This window comes from Nocardia sp. NPDC049935 (assembly GCF_055586645.1).
This window is the reverse complement of the sequence record NZ_JBVJHV010000001.1, coordinates 1,392,672-1,416,783: the sequence shown is the minus strand read 5'-3', so window position 1 is coordinate 1,416,783 and position 24,112 is coordinate 1,392,672. Positions and strand designations below refer to the sequence as shown.

The window sequence follows — 24,112 nt, the reverse complement described above, 5'->3', positions numbered from 1 at the left end:
TCAGGAATCGAGCAGCGTATTCAGAACCCGGGCGATCCGGGCGACCGCCGCGGGTTCGGTCATGGCGAGGTGGGTGGAGTCGATCTCGACGTCGGTGAGTTCGCCCCGTACCAGCGGCTCCCATCCCTCGTATCCCCTGGCATCGGCGCGCCGGTCCCGGGTCGCGGTGAAGTAGAGCAGGTCGGTGTCCACCACCGGTGGCCGCCAGTCGGCGGCGGCGCGCATGGACCGGTTGTAGGCGGCGGTCATCCGTTCGATCATCGCGGCGTCCACGCCGAGGGCCCCGCCGAGGTGTTGCTCGATGAGGTCGGCGGCCTCCTGCGCGGTGGCGTTCTCGTCCACGAAGTCGATGCCCAGGACCGGGCCCAGATTGCTGACCAGTTCGCCGGCGGTCACGGTGAGGACTTCGGAGGGGTCGAAGCCGTCGGCCTCGGAATCGAGCAGGGCCAGCAGGGCGACCTCCTCACCGGCGGCGCGGATCTCGGCGGCCATCGCGTAGGCGATCTGGCCGCCCAGCGACCAGCCGAGCAGGTGGTAGGGGCCGTGCGGCTGGACCGTGCGGATCTCGTCGAGGTAGCGGCGGGCGGTGTCCTCGATTGTCGCCGGTCCGGGTTCGGTACCGCTGATCTGGGGGGCCTGGAGGCCGTAGATCGGCCGGTCACCGGACAGATACTCGTCGAACGGCCGGTAGCACCAGGACAGGCCGGAGGCGGGGTGGATGCAGAACAGCGGTGGCAGGTCGCCGCCGGTGCGGATCGGGAGCAGGACGTCGAAGACGCCGCCCGCGCCGGGTTCGCTGTGCCCGGAGCGCATTCCGGAATCGATCCGTTTGGCGAGATCGGCGGGCCGCGGGTCCGACAGCATCCAGCCGACGGGGACCTCGTAGTCGAGTTCCTTCTTCAGTTCGCTCACCACCTGCACCGAGCGCAGCGAATTACCGCCGAGAGCGTAGAAGTCGTCGTCTACGCCGACTCGCTCCACCCCCAGGACGTGCTGGAAGGCGTAGGTGACCTCGGCTTCCAGCCACCACGACGGGGCCCGGTACTCCCCCGCCGTGAATTCCGGTTCCGGGAGTTGTTTGCGGTCGAGTTTGCCGGAGGCGGTGAGGGGCACCGTGTCCAGGACCATCACCGTGGTCGGCACCATATAGCCGGGGAGTTCGGTGGCCGCGTGTGCGAGGACGGTGTCGGTGTCGAGGGTGGCGCCGGCGGCGGGGACGAGGTAGCCGGCGAGGTGGTCGCCGCTGTGTCCGCTGTGCACGGACACGATGGCCCGGGCGACGGAGTCGTGTTCGGCGAGCACGGCTTCGATTTCACCCAGCTCGATGCGCAGGCCGCGGAGTTTGACCTGGAAATCGGTGCGGCCCAGATACTCCAGTTCCCCGTCGGGCAGCCTGCGGGCCAGGTCGCCGGTGCGGTAGAGCCGCGCGCCCGGGGTGAAGGGGTCGGCGACGAAACGTTCCGCGGTGAGGCCGGGGCGGGCCTGGTAGCCGCGCGCGATCTGCGGGCCCGCGAGATAGAGGTCGCCCGCGACGCCGGGCGGCACCGGGCGCAGCCGGGCGTCGAGTATGTAGGCGCGGACGTTCCAGACGGGCCTGCCCATGGGGATACTGCCATGGTCGGCGCCGGTCACCTCGTGTGCGGTGGCGTGCAGGGTGAATTCGGTGGGCCCGTAGAGGTTGTGCAGGGTGACCCCGGGGACCACTCGCCGGGCGGCGGCGACGACTTCCGCGCCGAACGCCTCGCCGCCGACGAGCAGCGCGCGCAAGGTGTCCAGTGAGTGTTCGGGCGCGGCGTCGGCGAACGCGGCCAGCATGGACGGGACGAAGGAGGTCATGGTGACCCGGTGTCCGGCGATGGCTTCGGCGAGATAGGCGGGATCGGTGTGACCGTAGGGGGCGGCGATCACCATGCGGGCGCCCGCGGCCAGGGTCGCGAACAGTTCCCACACCGAGACGTCGAAGGTCGCGGGGGTCTTCTGCAGGACGATATCGTCCGGGGTGACACCGTAGGTTCCGTTGATCCAGCGCAGCTGGTTCAGGACGGCCGCGTGTGAGACGGCGACACCTTTCGGGCGGCCGGTGGATCCGGAGGTGAACAGCACATAGGCCGTGTTGTCGGGGCGTAGCGGGGTGATCCGGTCGCGGTCGGTGACAGGTGTGTCGTCGTATCCGGTGAGGTCGATTCCGCCGAGGGAGGTCAGAACCACCACCGGTTGCGCGGTGGCCAGCATGTAGTCGATCCGTTCGGCGGGGTGGTCCGGGTCGACCGGTACGTAGCCGCCGCCGGCGGCGTGGACGGCGTACATCGCGGTCACCTGGTCCAGCGAACGCGGCATCCGCAGTGCGACCAGTGATTCCGGGCCCACGCCGCGGGCGATGAACCACCGTGCCAGCCGGTTGACGCGGGCGGCGAACTCGGCGTAGGTCAGGGCTTCGACGCCGGAGACCACGGCGGTGCGGTCGGTGTGTTCCCGGACGGCGGCGGCGAAGACCGAGGCGAGGGTTTCGGTGGGATCGAGAGCCCGATCGGTCGCGTTCCAGCGCACCAGTTCGGTCTCGCGTTCGGCGGAGGTGAGCAGGTCGACTTCGTAGACGGGCTGGGCGGGGTCGGCGACCATGGCGTCGAGCAGCCGGTGCAGGCGCTCGACGAGCGCCGTGACGGTGCCGGAGTCGAACAGGTCGGTGGCGTAGGTGATGCCGCCGGTGAGTCCGGCGGGGGCGCCGGTGGGATCGTAGGTGTCGGAGACGGTCACCTGCAGATCGAACAGGGAGGTCCCGGTATCGGCTTCGACGGCCGAAACCGACAGTCCGGGGAGTTCGAAATCGGTGGTGCCGAGGTTCTGGAACGCCAGCAGCACCTGGAACAGCGGGTGGTGGGCGTGCGAGCGGACCGGGTTGAGTTCCTGGACGAGCCGCTCGAAGGGAACGTCGGCGTGCCCGAAGGCGGCCAGGTCGGTACCCCGCACATGGTCGATGAAGCGGGTGAACGACATATCGGGGTCGAGCCGGGTGCGCAGGACCAGGGTGTTGACGAACATGCCGATCAGCGGGTCGAGTTCGGGTTCGCCGCGGCCGGCGTAGGGGGTGCCGATCGCGACGTCGCTGCTGTCGGAGAGCCGGGACAGGGCGGCCGCCAGCGCCGCGTGGAACACCATGAACAGGGTGGCGTTGTGGGCGCGGGCGATACGGTCGAGCCCGGCGTGCAGGCCGGCGTCGATAGTGAGCGGGACGGTGGCGCCCGAATAGGATTGGACCGCGGGCCGTGGCCGGTCGGTGGGCAGTTCCAGGACCGCCGGCGCGCCGGCCAGCTGGGTGGTCCAGTAGTCGATCTGCGCGTGCAGCAGCGAATCCGGCTCGTATTCCGAACCGAGCACGGCGCGCTGCCAGATCGCGAAATCGGCGTACTGCACGGCCAGCGGTGACCAGTCGGGGGCGTCGCCCTGTATGCGGGCCGCGTAGGCGGTCATCATATCGCCGGCCAGCGGTGTGAGTGACGATCCGTCGCCGGAGATGTGGTGCATGGCCACGGCGAGGACCCATTCGTCGTGCCCGAGGTCGAACAGCCGTACCCGGAAGGGCACTTCGGTGGTGACGTCGAAGGGTTGTGAGACGAACGCGGTCACCGCGGCGGGCAGGTCCGGTTCGGTGGTGGCGGTTACGCCCAGGCGCGGTACCGATTCGGAGCCGGGCAGCACCAGCTGCACCGGTTCGCCGTCACGTTGCGGGTAGACGGTGCGCAGCACCTCGTGCCGGGTCACCACGTCGTCGAGCGCCGCGTGCAGGGCGTCGAGGTCCAGGGCTCCGGAGAGCCGGATGACGATGGGGATGCTGAACGCGGCGGAGTCGGGTTCGAACCGGTTGAGGAACCACATGCGCTGCTGTGCGTAGGACAGCGGGATGGTGTCGGGGCGGGCGAGACCGGTGAGCTTGATCCGGCCGCTGTCGGCGTGCGATTCGATGCGGGCGGCGAACCGGGCCACGGTCGACGCCTCGAAGATCATGGCCACCGGCACCGTGACATCGAGTGCCGCGCCGATGCGGGCGGCGACCCGGGTCGCCACCAGGCTGTTGCCGCCGAGTTCGAAGAAGTCGTCGTCGGCGCCGACCGGGGCGGTGAGGCCGAGGACCTCGGTGAAGACACCGGCCACGATCTCCTCCACCGGTGAGGACGGTGCCCGGAACGGGCGGGCCTGGAAGACGGGTTCGGGCAGGGCCCGGCGGTCGAGTTTGCCGTTGGGTGAGAGCGGCACCGCGTCCAGCAGCATCACCGCGGCCGGGACCATATAGGACGGGACCTCCGCGGCGAGGGCGACGGTCAGCTCTTCCGGGGTGGGAACGGTGCCGGGGGCGGGGACGACGTAGGACACGAGTTTGACCGGGCCGGTGTCCTCGCGTAGCGGCACCGTGACGGCGAAGGAGATGTCGTCGCGGGCGCCGAGCCGGGCGTCGATCTCGCCGAGTTCGACGCGGAAACCGCGGACCTTCACCTGGAAGTCGTTGCGGCCCACGAACTCCAGATTGCCGTCGGAGTTCCAGCGCACCACGTCCCCGGTGCGGTACAGGCGGCGGCCGGGCTCCCCGAACGGGGCGGCCACGAAACGTTCGGCGGTGGTGGCCGGGCGGTGGGAGTATCCGCGGGCCAGGGCCGGACCGGCCAGATACAGTTCGCCGGCGACGCCGACCGGTACCGGGTGCAGCCGGGTGTCGAGGACCAGGGCCTGCATACCGGGTAGCGAGGTGCCGATGGTGGGGCGTTCGCCGGGCTCGACCGGTTCGGTGCCGGTGGCGACGATGGTGGTCTCGGTGGGTCCGTACAGCACGCGGAACTGGCGGGCGTGGGCGCTGTCGGTGCCGGCCCACCGGTTGATCAGATCGGCGGGGACCTCGTCGCCGCCGGACATCACCAGTTGCAGGTCGTCGAGACCCGCGGGATCCACCGAGGCGAGCGCGGCGGGGGTGACGAAGGCGTGCGTGATCCGCTGCGTATGCAGGAATTCGGCCAGTTCGCCGCCGCCGTACATCCGGGCCGGCGCGATGACCAGGGCGGCCGCGCGGCCGATCGCCATGAAGATCTCCAGCAGGGAGGCGTCGAACGACGGGGACGCGAAATGCAGGACCCGCGATCTCTGGCCCAGGGTCGTGCCCGTGCGCTGGGCGGCGAGGAATCCGGCGACCCCGGCGTGGGTGACCGCCACGCCCTTGGGGACGCCGGTGGAACCGGAGGTGAAGATCATGTAGGCGGTGTTGGTGAGGCGTAGCGGGCGGATCCGGTCGCGGTCGGTGACCGGTCCGCCGGACAGCGCCGCGAGCCGGGTCTCGGTGGCGGGGTCGTCGAGCAGCAGCCAGTCCACGGCGCCGGGCATCTCGGCACGCGCCCGCGAGACGGTGACACCCAGTGCCGCACCGGAGTCGGCCACCATCTGCTCGATACGGCTGTCCGGGTAGCGCGGATCCACCGGTACGTACACGGCGCCGGTTTTCACGATCGCCCACCAGCCGAGCACCGATTCCACCGAGCGGGTGGCGGCCATCAGGACCCGGGTCTCCGGTCCGGCGCCGCGCTCGATAAGCAGCCGGGCCAGCCGGTTGGAGCGGGTGTCGAGTTCGGCGTAGGTGAGAGCGGTGCGGCCGGAGACGACGGCGTGACCGTCACGATTGGCGCGCACAGCGGTCGCGAAGACCTCGGGCAGCAGTTCGGGCCGCGACGCGACCGGGGTGCCGACCCGCGAGGTCAGCGAGGACCGCTCGCAGGCGTCGAGCCAGTCGATATCGCCGACCGCGACACCGGGATCGTCGGCGACGGTTTCCAGGATCCGGACGAGCCGCTGGATGAACCCGGCGGCGGTGGCCTCGTCGAACAGATCGGTGGCGTACATCATGGTGCCGGACAGGCCCTGGGGTGCGCCGGTGTCACCGTAGGTGTCGGAGATGATCAACTGCAGATCGAACTGCGACATCCCGGTGTCGACGTCGGCGCGGGAGACCACGACATCGGGCAGTACGACGTCCACCGTGGCCAGGTTCTGGAATGCCAGCGCCACCTGGAACAGCGGATGCTGGGAGGCCGAGCGTTCGGGGTTCAGCTCCTCCACGACCCGCTCGAACGGCACATCGGCGTGCTCGAACGCCTGCAGGTCGGTTTCCCGGGTCCGGGTCAGCAGATCCGCGAAGGGTTCGGCGGGGTCGACAGGGGTGCGCAGCGCGAGGGTGTTGACGAACATCCCGACCAGATCGTCGAGTCCGGGTTCGCCGCGGCCCGCCACCGGGGTGCCGATGACGATATCGTCGCTGCCGCTCAACCGGCCCAGCAGCGCCGCCAGCGCCGCGTGCAACACCATGAACAGCGACGACCCGCGGGATCGGGCCACATCCTGGAGCCTGCGGTGCAGGCCGGCGCCGATCTCCACCGGGACCCGGCCGCCCGACAGGGACGCCACGGCCGGGCGCGGCCGGTCGGCGGGCAGATCCAGCCGGTCGGGGGCGCCTGCGAGGGTGGACCGCCAGAAGTCCAGTTGCGCCGACATGAGCGAGGCGGGATCGTCGGCGGCGCCGAGCATCCGGCGCTGCCACAGCGCGAAGTCCGCGTATTGCACCGCGAGCGGTTCCCACGCCGGTGCCTGCCCGGCGACGCGGGCGGCGTAGGCGACCATCACATCGCGGGCCAGCGGTCCCATCGACTGGCCGTCGCCGGCGATATGGTGGACCACCAGCACCAGCAGGTAGTGTCCGTCGTCGCCGCGGCCGGCGCCGATCTCGAACAGGCCCACCCGCATGGGAACCTGGGCGGTGACGTCGAATCCGCGTCGCACGAACCGGCCGACCACCTCGGGGGCGTCGTGGGCGCCCACCGGTACCGGTTCGACCGGCATCCGGGGTTCGTCGAGTACCTCCTGGCGGGGTTCGCCGCCGGTTTCCGGGTAGATGGTCCGTAACACTTCGTGGCGCGCGATGACGTCTTCCAGCGCGGCCGCCAGCGCGCCGGTGTCCAGTTGTCCGGACAGCCGCAGCATCACCGGAATGTTGTAGGCCGCCGATTCCGGTTCGAACCGGTTCAGGAACCACATCCGTTGCTGGGCCAGTGACAGCGGAACCGGGTCGGGGCGGGCACCCGCGGTCAGCGGTACCCGGCCGCCGGTGGTGAGCGTGCCGACATGTTCGGCCAGTCGCGCGACGGTGGGCGATTCGAACACCACCCGGACCGGCACCCGGATATCGAGGGCGGCGCCGACCCGCGCCACCACCAGCGACGCGGTCAGGGAATCGCCGCCGAGGGAGAAGAAATCGTCGTCGGCGCCCACCCGGTCGACGCCGAGCACCTGCTCGAAGGCCTCGGCGACCGTTTCCTCCACCCACGAGGAGGGTGCCTTGAACTCGCGGGCGGCGAATACCGGTTCGGGCAGCCGGTCCCGGTCGAGTTTCCCGGTGGCGGTGAGCGGGATGTCGTCGAGCAGCATGACCGCGGCGGGGACCATATAGGTCGGTAGCGCTTCGGCGAGGATCGCGCTCAGTTCGTCGCCGGAGGGGTCCGCGCCGGCGGTGGGCACCACATAGGACACCAACATGGCGGGGCGGCCCTCGGTCCCGCGGGGGACGGTGACCGCGAACGCGATATCGTCGCGGGCGGCGAGCACGGCGTCGATCTCACCGAGTTCGATACGGGTACCGCGGATCTTCACCTGGAAGTCGTTGCGGCCCAGGAATTCGAAATCGCCGGCGCCGGTGCGGCGGACCACGTCGCCGGTGCGGTACATGCGGGCGCCCGGGGCGCCGAACGGGCACGCCACGAACCGCGCGGCGGTCAACCCGCCACGGCCGGTATAGCCTTCGGCGAGGCCGGAGCCGAACAGATACAGTTCACCGGCCACACCCACCGGCACCGGCCGCAACCAGCTGTCGAGGACGGCGGCCGCGACGGGCCCGGCCGGAGTGCCGATGGTGATGGGCGCCCCGGGGATCATGGGTTCGCTCGCGGTGGCCCAGATGGTGGATTCGGTGGGCCCGTACAGGTTGACCATGGTGCGTCCGGGCGCCCACCGGTCGACGAGCTCCGGGCCGACCGGTTCACCGGCGGTGGCCAGCACCCGCAGCGTGTCGAGCCCGTCGTCGGGGACGGTGGCCAGCGCCGAAGGCGTGATGATGGTGTGCGAAACCCGGCTGCGTTGCATCAGCGCCGCCAGCTCACGGCCGCCGTACACATCGGGCGGGGAGACGACGAGCCGGCCGCCGCAGCCGTGTGCCATGAGCAGTTCGAAGATCGAGGCGTCGAAACTGGGCGAGGCGACCTGCAGCACGATCGAATCCGGTCCGGCGTCGAGGATCCGGCGTTGCGCCGCGACGAGATCGGCCAGGCCGCGGTGACCGACGACCACACCCTTGGGGGTGCCCGTGGATCCCGAGGTGTAGATCAGATACGCGGCCCGGTCGAGCCGGATCGGGCCGCCGCGTTCCGCGTCCCCGATCGGCGCGGCGGAGTGCGTGTCGAGGGTGCGCAGGGTCTGCGGGTCGTCGAGGACCAGCCGGTCGACGTTCCCGGGCAGCCGGGACCGCGAGGCGGTATCGGTGATCGCGAGCAGGGCGCCCGAATCCGCCAGCAGGAATTCGATTCGCTCGGTGGGCAGGTTCGGGTCCACCGGCACGAACGCGACCCCGGCCTTCGCGGCCGCCCAGACGGTGACGACCGCGTCCACCGACCGCGGCAGCGCGGAGGCGATCACGGTGGCGGCGCCGCCGGTATGCCGCAGCAGTTCCCGGGCGAGCCGGTTGGATCGGTCGTCGAGCTGCCGGTAGGTGAGCCGGGCGTCACCCGATTCGAGAGCGATCGCCTCGGGAGCGGCGGCCGCCGAGGCGGTGAGGATCTCGGCGAGAGTGGCGGGACCGGTGTGTTCGCCGGCCGGGACCGGGCGGGTCGGGCCGGGTTCGTCGCTGAGGGTGAGTTCACCCAGCCGTACGGCCGGGTTCCACGTCATCCGGTACAGCAGTTCGACGAACCGGTCGATGATGCGGCGGGCCCGGTCGGTGTCGAATTCGTCTTCCAGGTAGCGGAGGGTGATCTGCAGGCCGGGGGCGCCGTCGGCGTCGGCGTGCCGGGGCGCCACGACCAGGCTCAGCGGGTACGGGGTGGCGTCGACACCGCTGATCTCGTCGACGTGCAGGCCCGCGGAGTCGACGAGCCGCTGCAGGGCCGGGCGGTCGACGGGGAACGACTGGTAGGCGACGGCGGTGTCGAACAGTTCGGCGACGCCGGCGGCGCGGTGGATATCGGGCAGCCCGATGTAGTGGTGGTCCAGCATCCGGGCCTGCTGGGCCTGGATGCGGGCCAGCAGCTGCCGCATCGATTCGGCCGGATCCAGCTGCACCCGCACCGGGATCGTGTTCAGGAACATGCCGAGGGTGCGGTCCACCGCCGGCAGTTCCGGCGGCCGCCCCGAGACCGCGGATCCGAACACGATATCGGTATCGCCGGTCAGGATGCGCAGATTCAGCGCCCAGGCCGCCGCGATGGCCGTATTCACGGTGACGGCGGCGTCGGCCGCGATCCGGGACAGCACCCCGAATCGTTCCGGCGGCAGTTCGGCGCGGACCTCCCCGGCGGTGGCTGTCCCGGGCGCACCGCCACCGCGGGTGACGCGGGTGGGGGCGTCCACCTCCTCGTACTCCCGTGCCCACGCCTCCTGGGAGGCCGTATGGTCCTGCCGGCCCAGCCACGCCAGATAGTCGCGGTAGGAGGGGGCGGGTTCGGCGCGGTCGATCAGTTCGGGGGCGCCGTAGAATTCGAGCAGTTCCCGCATCAGCAGCGGCATCGACCAGCCGTCGAGGATCACATGGTGGTTGGTGACGAACAGCTGATACACGCCGGATTCCACGCGCAGCAGCGTGAACCGGATCAGCGACGGCTCGGACAGGTCGAACGCGGTCGCCGCGTCGGCCTCGGCGATCCGGCCGGCGTCGGCCGGTGCGGTACCGTCGGCGGGCAGATCGATCTCCCGGAACCGGGCCTCGACATGACCCGCGACGACCTGGCAGGGCCCGGCGGAGGTTTCGACGAACGCGGCGCGCAGGATGTCGTGCCGGTCGACGAGGGCCTGCGCGGCCCGCCGCAACCGGTCGCCGTCGACGGTGCCGGAGAACCCGATCACCGTCTGCACGGTGTAGTTGTCGCCGGCGTCGGGGTTGTAGGTGGAGTGGAAGTGGATCCCCGATTGCATCGGCGAGAGCGGCCACACATCGGAGAGGGTGTGATGGTCGCGGTCGAGCCGGTCGATATCGGGTTGGGTGAGTGTGACGAGCGGGAAATCCGAGGGCCGGAAGGCGCGGCCTTCGGCGCGGGCCGCCGGCAGCCGGGTCCAGGTCTCGTATCCGGCCCCGGTATCGGTGCGGGCCAGTGCGGCCAGCGCGGCAACCGTTTTCGCCTCGAACACCTCGCGCGGGGTGAACACGAGCCCGGCGGCGCGTGCGGCGGCGACCAGCCGCATCGAGACGATGCTGTCACCGCCGAGGGTGAAGAAGTTGCTGTCGGCGGAGACCGTGCCGAGGTCGAGGACCTCGGCGAACAGGTCCGCCACGAGCTGCTCGGCGGGGGTGGACGGGGCACGTCCCCGGCTGCTCTCGGCGCGGAAGGTGCGCTGCCGCAGCGCGTTGAGGTCGATCTTGCCGACCGGGGTGAGCGGCATCTCGTCGAGTTCGACGATCGCCGCGGGATTCATGTAGTGCGGCAGCGATTCCGCGAGCTCGTCGTGCAGACCGGTCACATCCAGTGCCGAACCCGCCGCCGGCACCACATACGACACCAGCACCGGCTCCCCGGCCGGACCCTGCTGCGCGACGGTGGCCACCCGGGACACGGCGGGATACCGCGCCATATGGGCGTCGATCTCGCCCGGTTCGATCCGCAGACCGTGGATCTTGACCTGCTGATCACCGCGCCCCAGGTACTCCAGGGCCGGGCGGCCGCCGACCCGGATCCAGCGCACCGAATCGCCGGTGCGGTACAGCCGTTCGCCGCGACCGGATCGCGGGCCGGCGACGAACCGGGACGCGGTCACGGCGGGCCGATCGTAGTATCCGCGGGCAAGTCCGGGCCCGCCGATATACAGTTCACCGGCCACCCCGGCCGGTACCGGGCGCAGCCACATATCGAGAACGGTTACCGTGACCCCCGCGATGGGCCCGCCGATGGTCACCGGCTCACCGGGGCGCAGGTCGTCGGATCCGGTGGCCCAGATCGTGGTTTCGGTGGGCCCGTAGTGATTCATCAGCCGCCGTCCCGGCGCCCACCTGTTCACCGTGTCCGGGCCGGTGGCCTCGCCGACCACCGCCACGGTCCGCAGTTCCGGCAGCCGCCCGGGGTCCATCGTGTTCAGCACCGACGGGGTGATGATCGCGTGGGAAACATCCTCGGACCGCAGCAGCTCCTCCAGATCGGTGCCGCCGTACACCTCCGGCGGCGCGACCACCAGGCAGGCGCCGGCGCTGTGCGCCAGCAGCAGCTCCGAGACCGACGCGTCGAACCCGGGCGAGGCCACCTGCAGTACCCGGGCGCCGGTGCCGGCGCCGAAGGCGGCCGCCTGCGCGGCGACGAGCCCGGCCAGACCGTGATGGGCGATATGGACGGCCTTCGGCTTACCCGTCGACCCGGAGGTGTAGATCACGTACGCGGCGTTACCTGTACGCAGCGGAAGCGGCACCGGGATCTCGGCGGCCGGAGGTTCGGCGCCGGCGTCCACGCGCAGCCAGTCGACGGTGTCCGGGAGGCGGTCCGCGACCGCGTCGACGGTCACGCCCAGGCGGCTGTGGGAATCGGCCAGTAGTTCGGCGAGACGTTCGGGCGGATTGGCCGGGTCCAGCAGGACGAACGCCGCCCCGGTTTTCGCGACCGCCCAGATCGCCACGGCCAGTTCCGCCGACCGCGGAACCGCCACCGCGACGAACGATTCCGGACGCGCGCCGCGCGCGCTCAGCACGGCCGCGATCCGGTCGGCGCGGGCATCCAGGTCGCGGTAGGTCAAGTGCAGGTCACCGGACCGCACGGCCACCGCGTCCGGATGGGCCCGCGCGGTGCGGGTCAGGATATCGCGCAGGGTGAGTTCCGGGGCCGGGCGCTCGGGGGCGGTCGGCGACACCAGATCCTGTTCGCGGGCCGCGGTTACGGCCGCGATCCGGCGGGTGGGGTCGGAGATGATCTGGGTGAGGATCAGCTCGAAACGGTCCAGCAGGCTGCGGGCCTGCGCTGTGTCGAACCGGTCGGTGGCGAACCGCAGTGTCACCGTGTGGGTATCGGCCGTAGCGGTGTCGGAGACCGCGTCGCGGTCGGCTTTCGGTGGGCTCACCTGCAGGCTCAGCGGATACGGGGTGGCGTCCTGGGCGTCCAGGTCGACGAGGCGCAGTCCGGCGTCGGTGAGGTCGCGGGCCAGCAGCTCCCGGTCCAGCGGATAGGACTCCAGCACCGTGACCGTGTCGAACATATCCGCGATTCCGGTGGCGCGCTGCAACTCCGCCAGTCCGATATGCCGGTGGTCGAGCATCGCCGCCTGCTCGGATTGCACACGTTCCAGCAGGCCGGCGACCGTTTCGTGCGGGTCGAGCCGCACCCGCACCGGCAGGGTGTTGATGAACAGCCCGATCATCTGGTCGACGCCGGAGATCTGCGGCGGCCGGTGCGAGACCGTATTGCCGAACACCACATCCGAGCGGCCGGTCAGGGAGGTCAGCAACAGCGCCCACGCCACCTGGATCGCGGTGTTGGGAGTGACTCCGTGGGAGCGGCCGAGTGCCAGCAGCGCGGCGGTGGACGCGGTGTCGAGGTTGCGCCCGACCTCACCGTTGTGGGCGGTGACGGCACGATCCTGGCTGCCGGTGACCCGGGTCGGGGTCTCGATACCGTCGAGCATCCGCTGCCAGGCGGAGAGCGAGGCGTCATGATCCTGGGTGTGCAGCCACTGCAGATAGTCCCGGTAGGAGCGGGAGGTGGCGATATCGGCCGGTGCGTCACCGGCGGTGTAGAGCGCCAATAGCTGGTGGATCAGCAGCGGCATCGACCAGCCGTCGAGCACGATGTGGTGGTTGGTGACCAGCAGCCGGTATTCCGCGGCACCGGTGCGCACGAGATGGAACCGCAACAGCGGCGGCCGGGCCGGATCGAACCGGACCGCGGCGGCCTCGGCCAGACGCCGCCACGCATCGTCACGGTCACCGGCGCCGGTCTCGGTGAGATCGGTGTACGCCCAATCCACCGGCACCTGCTGTTCGACGAGCTGACGCGACCCGTCCGGGCTCTCCACGAACGCGGTCCGCAAACTGTCGTGCCGATCGATCAGCGACTGCGCGGCGCGCCGCATCCGGTCCCGGTGCACCTCCCCCGCCAGTGTCAGCGTCGCCTGCACGATGTATCCGTCGTCGCTGTCGTCGTAGATCGCGTGGAACAGCAGCCCGGACTGCAGGGCCGTCAGCGGCCACACATCGGTCAGCGTGGGGTGGTCGCGCAACCAGTGGTCGATATCGTCCTGGGAGACCTGCACGAGCGCGAAATCCGACGGTGTGAACCCGCCCGCGGATTCCGACCGGACGTGCCCGGCGAAACCGCGCAGCGCCCGCACCCACAGTTCGGCCAGCTCTTCGACCTCCGCGGCGCTGAGCACCTGGGCCGCGAACTCGAAGGTCGCGTCGAGTTCGAGTCCGTCCGGGCCCTGTTCGGCGATCGCGTTGATATCGAGCACCGCGGGCAGCGTCATCCGCGGGTCGCTGGTCGCGGTGAGCGACGCGAAGTCACGGGTGGGTGTCCACGCCCCCGAGTGTTCGCGGACACCCACCCGCCCCAGATAGTTGAAACTGATCTGGGGGTCCGGTGCACCGCCGAGTTCGGCACCGCCCAGCGGGTCGAGCCGGCGTAGCATCCCGTAGCCGATGCCGTTGTCGGGCACCGCGCGCAACAGTTCCTTCACCTGTTTGATCGCCAGGCCCGCCGCGGCGCCACCGGCGAACGCATCGGCCGGGTCGACGCCGGACAGCGCGATCCGGATCGGGAACCGGTTGGTGAACCAGCCCACGGTGCCGCTCAGATCCGCGCCCGGCACCGCCTGCTCCTCACGGCCGTGCCCCTCCAGCGAGACGAGTTCCCCGGTATCGGGCATCCCCCGGCGACGGCGCCATTCGCCCAGCGCCAGCACCAGCGCCGCCAGCAGCGGATCGTTGGGGCTGCCGTGGAACCGGGCCGGGATGGTGGTCAGCACCGCCTCGGCGATATCGGCCGGGATCCGGGTCTCGACCCGGCCCGCGGTGGCCGCGACATCCCGTTCGGGGTCCAGCCGGCGCGAACCCAGCAGCTGTTCACCCGGCCCGACCATGTCCTTCCACAGTTCCAGTTCCGGCGCCCGCCGGCCCGATGCCTCCTCGACCAGTCCCTGCACCCAGCGCCGGAACGAGGTGGTGGGCGCACCGAAATCGGGTTCGGCGCCGTCGGCGATCCGCATCCACGCGTGCGCGAGGTCGGTGAGCAGGATCCGCCACGACACCGCGTCCACGGCGAGGTGGTGTACCACCAGCCACAGCAGGTCGGGGCCGGCGGGACCCCGCATGAGGACGGCCTGGACTATCGCGCCCTCGCGCGGGTTCAGCCGGTCCGCGGCGGCCTGCAGATGCGCGTCCACCTCGCCGGGATCGCGGCGGTCCAGCCGCACCTCGGTCAAGGCCGCGCCGGCGTCGGACGAGCCCGGTGCGCGGGCCTCGATGTTGCCGTGCACCGGGTCGCGCAGCACCGTCCGCAACATATCGTGACGGTCGATCACGGCCTGCAGGGCGCGCACCAGGTCCGGGTGTTGTACGCCGTCGGGAAGTTCGATCAGGGTGGCCTGCGCGAAGCGGTCGGCATGGCCACGATCGAGCATCGCGTACACGATCGGGGACGAGGGCATCGGACCGACACCGCCTCCGGGCGGTTCGAACAGCAGCGGGGTCTCGGTGGCCTCGGTCGCGATCGCGGCCAGACCCGTCACGGTCTTGTACTCGAAGACGTCCTGGGTGGAGAACGCCAGGCCCGCTGTCTTCGCGCGCGCCACCAGCTGGATGGACAGGATGCTGTCGCCGCCGAGGGCGAAGAAACTGTCGTCGGCCCCGATACCGGGCACGCCGAGCACATCCGCGAACAGGCCCGCCACCGCGTGCTCCCGCGGGCTGGCCGGCGGGCGGCCGGTCGAGACCGCGCCGAACACCGGTTCCGGCAGCGCGCCGCGATCGAGCTTGCCGAATGCGTTCACCGGCAGGTTCTCCAGCGGCACGATCACCGCCGGAACCATATGCGGCGGCAGGGATTCCCGGGCGAAACGCTGCACCTCGGCGGGGTCGAGGACCCGTTCGGCGACCGGCACGACATAGGAGGCCAGCACCGTCGCGCCCGCATTGTTGCGAACCGGCACGGTGACCGACAGGTCGATATCCTCGTGGCCGGTGAGCGCCGCGTCGATCTCACCCGGTTCGATCCGGTATCCGCGGATCTTCACCTGGAAATCGGTGCGGCCCAGCAACTCCAGCATCATCGCGCCGTCGTCACCGGTCCAGCGCGCGATATCGCCGGTGCGATACATCCGCTCCCCGGGATCGCCGTAGGGGTCGGCGACGAACCGCGCCGTGGTCTCACCGACCCGGTGGCTGTAACCGCGCGCGAGCCCGGGCCCGGCCAGATACAGTTCCCCCGCGGTGCCCTTGGGCACCGGCTGCAGGGTGCGGTCCAGCACCATCGCCGATACGCCCGTGATGGGTCCGCCGACGGTCAGGTCGTGATCGGCCCGGATCGGGGCGCCGGAGGCGGTCACCGTGGTCTCGGTGGGGCCGTACTCGTTGTACATGGTCCAGTTCCGGGTCCAGCGTTCGATCACATGCGGCGGGCAGACGTCGCCACCGACCACCACCACCCGCAGATCGGTCAGCGGTTCCGGGTCCACCGTCGACAGCATCGCGGGGGTAAGGGTCAGATGGGTGACGTGCTCGCCTTCGAGCAACCGGGTGAGCCGGTCGCCGCCGATCACCCCGGGCGGCACGATCACCAGGGTGGACCCGTTCGCGAAACAGGTCAGGAACTGTTCGAGCGAGGCGTCGAAACTGGGTGAGAGGGCATAGGACACCCGCGAGGTCGCGTCCACCCCGTAGGTTTCGGTGCGGTCGGCGATCAGGTTGGCGAGCCCGCCGTGGGTGACCTGCACGCCCTTGGGCAGTCCGGTCGATCCCGACGTGTAGGTCATATAGGCGAGGTTCGCCGGTCGCAGCGGGCGGATCCGCTCGTCGTCGGACAGGGGCCCGTCCGGCAGGTCCTGCTCATCGCGCCGGGCGGCGGGGTCGTCGAGCACCATCCGATACACGGTGTCCGGCAGGCTTTCCCGATGGGCGTCGACGGTGATCGTCACCGTCGCACCGCTGTCGGCGATCATGTGCTCGATCCGTCTGGGCGGATACTCGGGGTCCACCTGCACGATCGCGGCGCCGCTCTTGGCGACCGCCCAGGCCGCGGTAATCGACTCGGCCGAGCGGCGCAGCAGGATGGCCACCGCGGTATCGGGTCCGCACCCCAGGGCGACGAGCCGGCGCGCGAGCCGCGAGGAACGGCTGTCCAGCTCACCGTAGGTGACCGTGCGCCCGGCCTCCGAGATCGCCACGGCATCACGGTGGCGCCGCGCGCTGTCGGCGAGGATATCCGGCAGTAGCCGCGCGGCGCCGCCGCGCGGGCCCCGCACCGGCAGCAGTTCGGCACGCTCGCCGTCGGCCAGCAGCGGCAGACCGGTCACCGGGCAGTCCGTTCCGCCGGCGAGGAATTCGTGCAGGAACATCAGGAACCGTCGATGGTGACCGGCGAGTTCCTCCGGCGTATAGACATTCGGGTTGCCCTGGAAATCGATATGGGTGCTCTCCCGGCCCGCGCCGGGGTAGATGTTGACGAACAGGTCGGCGGTGGGACCGGAGGTCAGCACATGCAGGCGTCCGGTGGTGGAACCGAAGACGACGTCGTTGTCCACCATCATGAGGTTGACCGCCGGGCCGAACGAGGCCGCTTCGTCACGGGCGATCCCCATATCGTGGAAGATGTCCTCCTGGCGGTACCGCTGGCGGCGCAGCGCGCTGGTCAGCTCCCCCTGGGCGGCGTCGATCAGCTCGCCCACACTGTGGGAGGCCACCGGCACCCGCAGCGGGACCACATTGGCCACCATGCCGCCGGAGCGCCGCAGCACCGCGGAATGCCGGCCCGAAACCGGCAGGCTCAGCAGCACCTCGTCGCTATCGGTCATCCGGGCCAGATACGCGGCGAATGCCGCGACGATGATGGGTGTGACGCTGGTGCCGCGTTCCAGGACGAGTTCGTCGAGGAGCCGGGCGGTCTGCTCCGGCAGCGATGTGCTGATCAGCGCCGGATGGATGGTCGGTTCGGCGACCCGGCCGGCCAGGCTCACCACCGGTGGCGCACCGGCCAGATGCTCGGTCCAGTACCGGCGATCGTTGCCGAACCGTTCCGACTCCCGATAGGCCAGATCCTGGTCGGCGATTTCGCCCAGGTACTTCGCCGTCGCGGGCGGCGCTTCTTCACCGTTTACCCAACAGTTGTAGAGCTCGGTGATCCGGTGCAGCATCGTTACCGCGGCGAATCCGTCCAGCGCGATATGGTGCGCCCGCTGATACCACAGGAAATGGTCCGCGCCGACCTGGAATATCGTGCTGGCCATCAAATGGTCTTCGATGAGGTCCAGCGGAGCGGAGTAGTCCTCGACCATCAGCCGGTGCGCGGTCGCGACCGGGTCGTCGTGGCGGCTCAGATCGACGATCGAGACCGGTACCCCGGTCCGGTCGACGTACTGGCGCGGTTCGCCGTCGATCTCGATCAGGTGTGTGTAGCCCGCGCCGAATTCTCGGTCGGCGGTTTCGCACGCCTCGGCGAGCAATTCCGGTTTCAACTCACCGGCGATGTCGACGTATTGCGCGACCGAAATCGGCGACGACCCCGCGAGGTGCTGAGCGAACCAGATTCCGCGCTGCGCCGCGGTCAATGGAAAGATGTCCGGAGGCTGCCGGTCGGGAACAGAGTGCCCATTGATGCGTTCCGCGGCCGAACCGTTACCCGGGCTTGTCGTCACGGAAAACTCGGAGGGGCGGTTCCACGATGAACCCGACTGCGGAATACCCGTGTCTGAGTTGCGCTTGGACTGGGTCACCTTGCCTCCATCGATTTCGTAATTCCAGACGCCGGCGCGAAAATTCCGGCGGCCCGATCCAGGTGTTCCCGAGCGGATGGATCGATACTCGAAACAAATAGCACCGTGGATCGGTGGAAACAAATATTTCGATTTCGTCTCGCGCAAATTCAGTGCTTGCGCGGGAATATCGGAAAAGCGAGTGAACGGCCGAAACCCATCGAGACCCGACGGTGACGAAATATCACGGGCGCCGGCGCCGGCCGCAGCGGTCGGGACCGTTCACGCATGGTCCCGGACGGGTCACAGGATGCCGTGTTTACGCCGGACATTGCGGCCGTGGAACAGAAGAGCTGCAGGTACAGCACGGATCTGCAACTCCGGGCGGATACCGGGAGCGCCGCCGTCCCCAGGGCAGGTCGGGCCCGAGTCGGGTTCGGCGAGCAGGAAGCGAACATCGTTGGAATTCATCGGCAGCACCGATCGCCTTCTGGAGTTGGCTTACCTTCATCGCAGTTCGTTCCAGCAGAATTCTGTGACCGCAACGTCACAGAATTCCTACTGCGGACCCTCCACGACCCCGACAATCGGAAGGATCCTTCTGTTGTGCCGATCTGCCGTTTCGGCAATCGGATCGGCAGTCGTCCGAGCGTATTCATTCGCGCTCTCCGACCGGCTTGAGAAGGCAATCGTAAACGAGGTCGCGCAGAGTCCGCAACGGGCTTTGTTGATACACGTTCCTGGACGTCACACCGGTACCGAACAGCATTGTCGAGCGAGGTATTCCACCGATAATAATATCGATCGCCGACGATCATTCATCTGCTTCGATACTGTTCACCGCGCGATCGGCGCAGGTCCCGGGTGCGCGGGCGGTATCGCGTCCGGTTCCCCGGCCCGGCGGGCCGGTCGGCGCCGATGCGCGGCGTCCGGGATGCCGGCGGCGAAGACGCCGTAGAAGAAGTGACCGGGCAGCAGTTCGTTCAAATCGTGCCAGGAGCCGTCCGGGGCGCGCTTACCGGGCGGCGGGTCGGAGGTGGCACTATCCTGCTCCTCCGGGGGTCCGGTTCGGCTTCGTCCGGCGCGTGATCCTACCGCCCGATCCCCGAGATCGCGGCTTTTCTGGAAAGAGACCGAGACTTGATCAGTTCCAGAAAATAGGTATGCTGCGTGGCGTGACCACGACCGCGGAATTCGAGAACATGCTGCGTGATGCCGCGCTGCGTGTGACCGCGCCGCGGCTGGCAGTACTCGGCGCGGTACACGACAACCCGCACTCCGATACCGACACCATCATCGGCCGGGTGCGCGACACCCTGGGTGCCGTCTCCCACCAGGCCGTCTACGACGTACTGCGCGCCCTGACCACCGCGGGCCTGCTGCGGCGCATCCAGCCCACCGGATCGGTCGCCCGCTACGAGACCCGCGTCGCCGACAACCATCACCACCTCGTATGCCGCTCCTGCGGGGTGATCGCCGACGTCGACTGCGCCGCCGGCCCGGCGCCGTGCCTGAACGCCTCCGACGACCACGGCTTCACCATCGAGGAAGCCGAGGTCATCTACTGGGGCCTGTGCCCCGCCTGTTCCACCACACCCCAGCCCGAAATGACGATCTGAACCGGAAGGAATGCAGTGTCCGAGACCTCCACTGGCCAGTGCCCGTTCGCGGCCAAACACCCCACCACGGGTGCCGGCAACCGTGACTGGTGGCCCAACCAGCTCAACCTCAAGATCCTGCGCAAGAACGCACCCGCCTCGGACCCGATGGAACCCGGTTTCGACTACGCCGCGGCGTTCAAGACCCTGGACCTGGGCGAGGTCCGCAAGGATATCGCCGAGATCCTGACTACCTCGCAGGACTGGTGGCCCGCCGACTTCGGGCACTACGGCCCGCTGATGATCCGGATGGCCTGGCACAGCGCCGGCACCTACCGCACCATCGACGGCCGTGGCGGCGGCGGTGGCGGTATGCAGCGCTTCGCGCCGCTCAACAGCTGGCCCGACAACGGCAACCTGGACAAGGCCCGCCGCCTGCTGTGGCCGGTCAAGAAGAAGTACGGCAAGAAGCTGTCCTGGGCCGACCTGATGATCTTCGCCGGCAACGTCGCGCTGGAGACCATGGGCTTCGAGACCTTCGGCTTCGCCGGCGGCCGCGCCGACCTGTGGGAGCCCGACGAGGACGTCTACTGGGGCCCGGAATCGGTGTGGCTCGACGACGAGCGCTACACCGGCGAACGCGACCTGGAGAACCCGCTCGGCGCGGTCCAGATGGGCCTGATCTACGTCAACCCCGAAGGTCCCAACGGGAACCCGGATCCGCTCGCCGCGGCCGTGGACATCAAGGAAACCTTCTCCCGGATGGCCATGGATCACGCCGAGACCGTCGCGCTGATCGCCGGCGGCCACACCTTCGGCAAGACCCACGGCGCCGGCGATGCCGACCTGGTGGGCGCCGAACCCGAAGCCGGCCTCATCGAACAGCAGGGCTTCGGCTGGAAGAGCACCCACGGCACCGGTAAGGGCGGCGACGCCATCACCAGCGGTCTGGAGGTCACCTGGACCACCAAACCGGCGCAGTGGACCAACGACTTCTTCGAGATCCTGTTCGGCTACGAATGGGAGCTCACCAAGAGCCCCGCCGGCGCCAACCAGTGGGTCGCCAAGGACGCCGAGGAGATCATCCCCGACGCCCACGACCCGGCCAAGCGCAAGAAGCCGATGATGCTGACCACCGACCTGGCGCTGCGGTTCGACCCCGAATTCGAGGTCATCTCGCGCCGGTTCCACGAGAACCCGGCCGAGTTCGCCGACGCGTTCGCCCGCGCCTGGTACAAGCTCACCCACCGCGATATGGGCCCGGTCGAACGTTACCTCGGCGCGGAGGTCCCCTCCGAGGTGCTGCTGTGGCAGGACCCGATCCCGGCTGTCGACTTCGAGGTCGTCGGCGAGGCCGATATCGCCGCGCTCAAGGAGCAGGTGCTGGCGGCCGGCCTCACCGTCGAGCAGCTGGTGTCCACCGCGTGGGCCTCGGCGTCGACGTTCCGTTCCAGCGATAAGCGCGGCGGCGCCAACGGTGCCCGCATCCGGCTGGAGCCGCAGAAGAGCTGGGATATCAACGAACCCGAGCAGCTGGCCACGGTGCTGAGCGCCCTGGAGAAGATCCAGGAATCGTTCAACGCCGCGCAGTCCGGTGGCAAGAAGGTCTCGCTGGCCGACCTGATCGTGATCGCCGGCGCCGCCGGTGTCGAACAGGCCGCCAAGGCGGCCGGGGTTCAGGTCACCGTGCCGGTCGCCGCGGGACGCAACGACGCCCTGCAGGAGCAGACCGATATCGACTCCTTCGGTGTGCTCGAACCGCGCGCCGACGGATTCCGCAACTACATCGGCAAGGGTCACCGGCTCCCGTCGGAGCACCTGCTGATCGACCGTGCGAACCTGCTGGGCGTCACCGCGCCGGAGCTGACCGTACTGGTCGGCGGCCTGCGGGTACTGGGCGCGAACTACAAGCAGTCGAAGCAGGGCGTGTTCACCGACAAGGTCGGCACGCTGACCAACGACTACTTCGTCAACCTGCTCGATATGGGTGTCGAGTGGAAGTCCACCGACGAGTCCCAGGAGACCTTCGAGGCCCGCGATACCGCGACCGGCGAGGTCAAATGGACCGGCACCCGCTACGACCTGGTGTTCGGCTCGAACTCCGAGCTGCGCGCGGTCGCCGAGGTGTATGCCGCCGACGACGCCAAGGAGAAGTTCGTGCACGACTTCGTGTCGGCATGGAACAAGGTGATGAACGCGGACCGGTTCGATCTGGCCTGATTCCGTTCACCCGGCTACCGGGTGAGGGTACGTGATCGCCCGGGCATCCACGGATGCCCGGGCGATCCGCATTTCCCGGACTGTCCGGCGCGGGCACGAGATAGCGGCGCCCGCTGCCGGAGACCTGGACGAAACCGATGGGCACCCGGATCCCCGGCCAGTAGCGTGACGAATATGAGTACCGCACTCCCGGCCTACGCCCGCCAGGTATGGGCCCTGCTCGAACCCCTGCACGCCGTCACCTACTTCTCACCCGAACCGCTGCAGGCATTCAAAACCGCGGGCTACCGCGGTTTCTGGATGGGCTACTTCGCCGGACGCGGCGCCCCGCTCGGTCCCACCGGCCCCGAAGTGGTCCACGCGCTGTTCTACAACTTCACCGCCGAACGGGTCGCCAAAGCGCTCCCGTCCGCCTGGGAATTCGCCCCGCCCGCGGCCGCCCTCGATGCCCGCGCCCACGGATCGGCCGCCGCCCTGCGCCGCCACTTCGGCGACATCGCCGAAACTCCCGAACTCGCCACCGCAGCCGACCTGGCTTCCGCGGCCGCCGCGGCCGCGCCGATGGAAGGCCGCGCCCTGTTCGCCGCCAACCGCGCCCTGCCCGAACCCACCGACCCGATCACGCGACTGTGGCATGCCGCCACCCTGCTTCGAGAACATCGCGGAGACGGGCATATCGCCGCCCTCGTCGCGGCCGGAATCGACGGCCGCGAATCGCATGTCCTGCAGGCACTGGCCAACGGCACCGACCGCGACGTCTACACCGTGTCCCGGGATTTCGACGAGACCGAATGGGCCACCCGCACCCGGAGCCTGCGGGACAAAGGACTCGTCGACGACTCCGGCCTCACCGACGCCGGCGCCCGGACCAAGGCCGAGATCGAGGACCGCACCGACGCGCTCGCCGGCACCGCCTACGCGGCGCTGTCCCCCGCCCAGCGCGACGATCTACTGCGACTGCTGCCACCGTTCACCCGCGCGGTGATCGCGGCCGGCGAGATCCCGGCGGTCACCCCGATCGGCCTGAACCTGCGCGAAGCGTCCGCTCAGGCCTGACACGAACCCGGAGGGCTTCACCATGCGGTACACCGTCTCGATCGAGATCGCCCTGCCGAGGGAGAGGACGGTCCAACTGCTCGCCGATCCGGCACATCTACCCAAGTGGCTCCGCGGCCTGGTGCTGCACGAACCGCTCAGCGGCGTGCACGGGCAGGTCGGCACCACCTCGCGGGTCGTGCTGCGGGACGGGCAGCGTGAAATCGAATGCACCGAGACGATCACGCGCCGGGAACCGGCGGACCTGCACGGGATCCCGCACGAGAGCGTCGTTCACTTCGAACGTGAGATCGTCGGCGAGGGCATGTGGAGCGCCGTGCGCGACCGGCTGACCGAGGCCGGCCCGGAGACGACGCGCTGGGTGAGCGAGAACGAGTACCGATTCAGCGGTCTGCTGATGCGGATGGTGGGGCTCCTGATGCCCGGCGCCTTCCGCAAACAGTCGCTACAGCATCTGCAGGACTTCAAGGCGTTCGCCGAACAGGGAAAGGACGTCCGCGACGCCCCGGCCTGACCACCGGGCGATCACCAGACCAGCGTGAACTCCGGAATCCGGACCCGGCCGAAGAACCGTTTGGCGATATCGCTGCCGTCGCGGTTGTAGCCGTTCATGATCTCCGCCAGCTCCATCGCCAGCTCTTGCAACATCGGGCTCACCTGCTCGATACCGTCCTCGATCACCCAGCCCCACTCCCGCGGCACACTGTCGATCGTGATGTCGATACAACCGTGATGCGGCAGATCCACCCGGATCTCGATCTGGACCGGAGCGTCGCCCAGCGGATCACGCAGCGCGGGTGTCCCCACCCGCGTCTGCGGCGCGAACATGATCCGGCCCAGCGCGATATCGGCGCGGATCATCTCCGCCACCGCCGGCAGATCGGCGTGCTTGCCCACGCGGTGATGCCGGTTTCCGTAGGTGCGGTCGCCGATATGCGCGTCGCCGGAACGCACCAGCAGGCGATCCAGCATGCGTTGCGCGGTGGCGCGTTCGTCCGCGCCGGTGTTCGGATGGTCGATCAAGGCGCGCAGGCGCATGATCCGATGGCTCGTAATGATCGCCATGACAGCAA

General features: G+C 69.6%; 7 protein-coding genes. 4 read left to right on the top strand and 3 right to left on the bottom strand.

The window, feature by feature from the left end; all coding sequences use genetic code 11:
* Together ACZ6SF_RS06520 and ACZ6SF_RS06515 are read right to left on the bottom strand one after the other, a co-directional pair.
* A complete protein-coding gene (locus ACZ6SF_RS06520; RefSeq protein WP_466060947.1) occupies positions 1–18,021 on the bottom strand; it encodes an amino acid adenylation domain-containing protein in 18,021 nt (6,006 codons plus the stop codon).
* A 447-nt stretch (positions 18,022–18,468) separates the two neighbouring features.
* The gene (locus ACZ6SF_RS06515) at positions 18,469–18,645 is read right to left on the bottom strand and encodes a hypothetical protein (RefSeq protein ID WP_466060946.1); all 177 of its coding nucleotides are present in this window, start codon (positions 18,643–18,645) and stop codon (positions 18,469–18,471) included.
* 722 nt (positions 18,646–19,367) lie between these two features.
* Here ACZ6SF_RS06515 and ACZ6SF_RS06510 point away from each other — a divergent pair.
* From ACZ6SF_RS06510 to ACZ6SF_RS06495, 4 genes are all read left to right on the top strand, one after another.
* Positions 19,368–19,784, top strand: a complete 417-nt coding sequence (locus tag ACZ6SF_RS06510) for a Fur family transcriptional regulator (RefSeq protein ID WP_466061362.1) — start codon at positions 19,368–19,370, stop codon at positions 19,782–19,784.
* A 15-nt stretch (positions 19,785–19,799) separates the two neighbouring features.
* The gene (gene katG / locus ACZ6SF_RS06505) at positions 19,800–21,983 is read left to right on the top strand and encodes a catalase/peroxidase HPI (protein WP_466060945.1); all 2,184 of its coding nucleotides are present in this window, start codon (positions 19,800–19,802) and stop codon (positions 21,981–21,983) included.
* A 174-nt stretch (positions 21,984–22,157) separates the two neighbouring features.
* Positions 22,158–23,039: an SCO6745 family protein gene (locus ACZ6SF_RS06500; RefSeq protein WP_466060944.1), complete on the top strand. Its 882-nt coding sequence runs from the start codon at positions 22,158–22,160 to the stop codon at positions 23,037–23,039.
* Between the two features lie 22 nt (positions 23,040–23,061).
* The gene (locus ACZ6SF_RS06495; RefSeq protein WP_466060943.1) at positions 23,062–23,553 is read left to right on the top strand and encodes an SRPBCC family protein; all 492 of its coding nucleotides are present in this window, start codon (positions 23,062–23,064) and stop codon (positions 23,551–23,553) included.
* A gap of 11 nt (positions 23,554–23,564) precedes the next feature.
* Here ACZ6SF_RS06495 and ACZ6SF_RS06490 read toward each other — a convergent pair whose 3' ends face one another.
* Complete coding sequence (locus ACZ6SF_RS06490) at positions 23,565–24,104, bottom strand: hypothetical protein (protein ID WP_466060942.1); 540 nt, start codon at positions 24,102–24,104, stop codon at positions 23,565–23,567.
* Positions 24,105–24,112: the final 8 nt, after the last annotated feature.

Bases quoted from the DNA above. Each gene is read 5' to 3' on its own strand.
- ACZ6SF_RS06510 (WP_466061362.1), top strand. From the start codon at position 19,368: ATGCTGCGTGATGCCGCGCTGCGTGTGACCGCGCCGCGGCTGGCAGTA.
- ACZ6SF_RS06495 (WP_466060943.1), top strand. From the start codon at position 23,062: ATGCGGTACACCGTCTCGATCGAGATCGCCCTGCCGAGGGAGAGGACG.
- ACZ6SF_RS06490 (WP_466060942.1), bottom strand. From the start codon at position 24,104: ATGGCGATCATTACGAGCCATCGGATCATGCGCCTGCGCGCCTTGATC.
- ACZ6SF_RS06500 (WP_466060944.1), top strand. From the start codon at position 22,158: ATGAGTACCGCACTCCCGGCCTACGCCCGCCAGGTATGGGCCCTGCTC.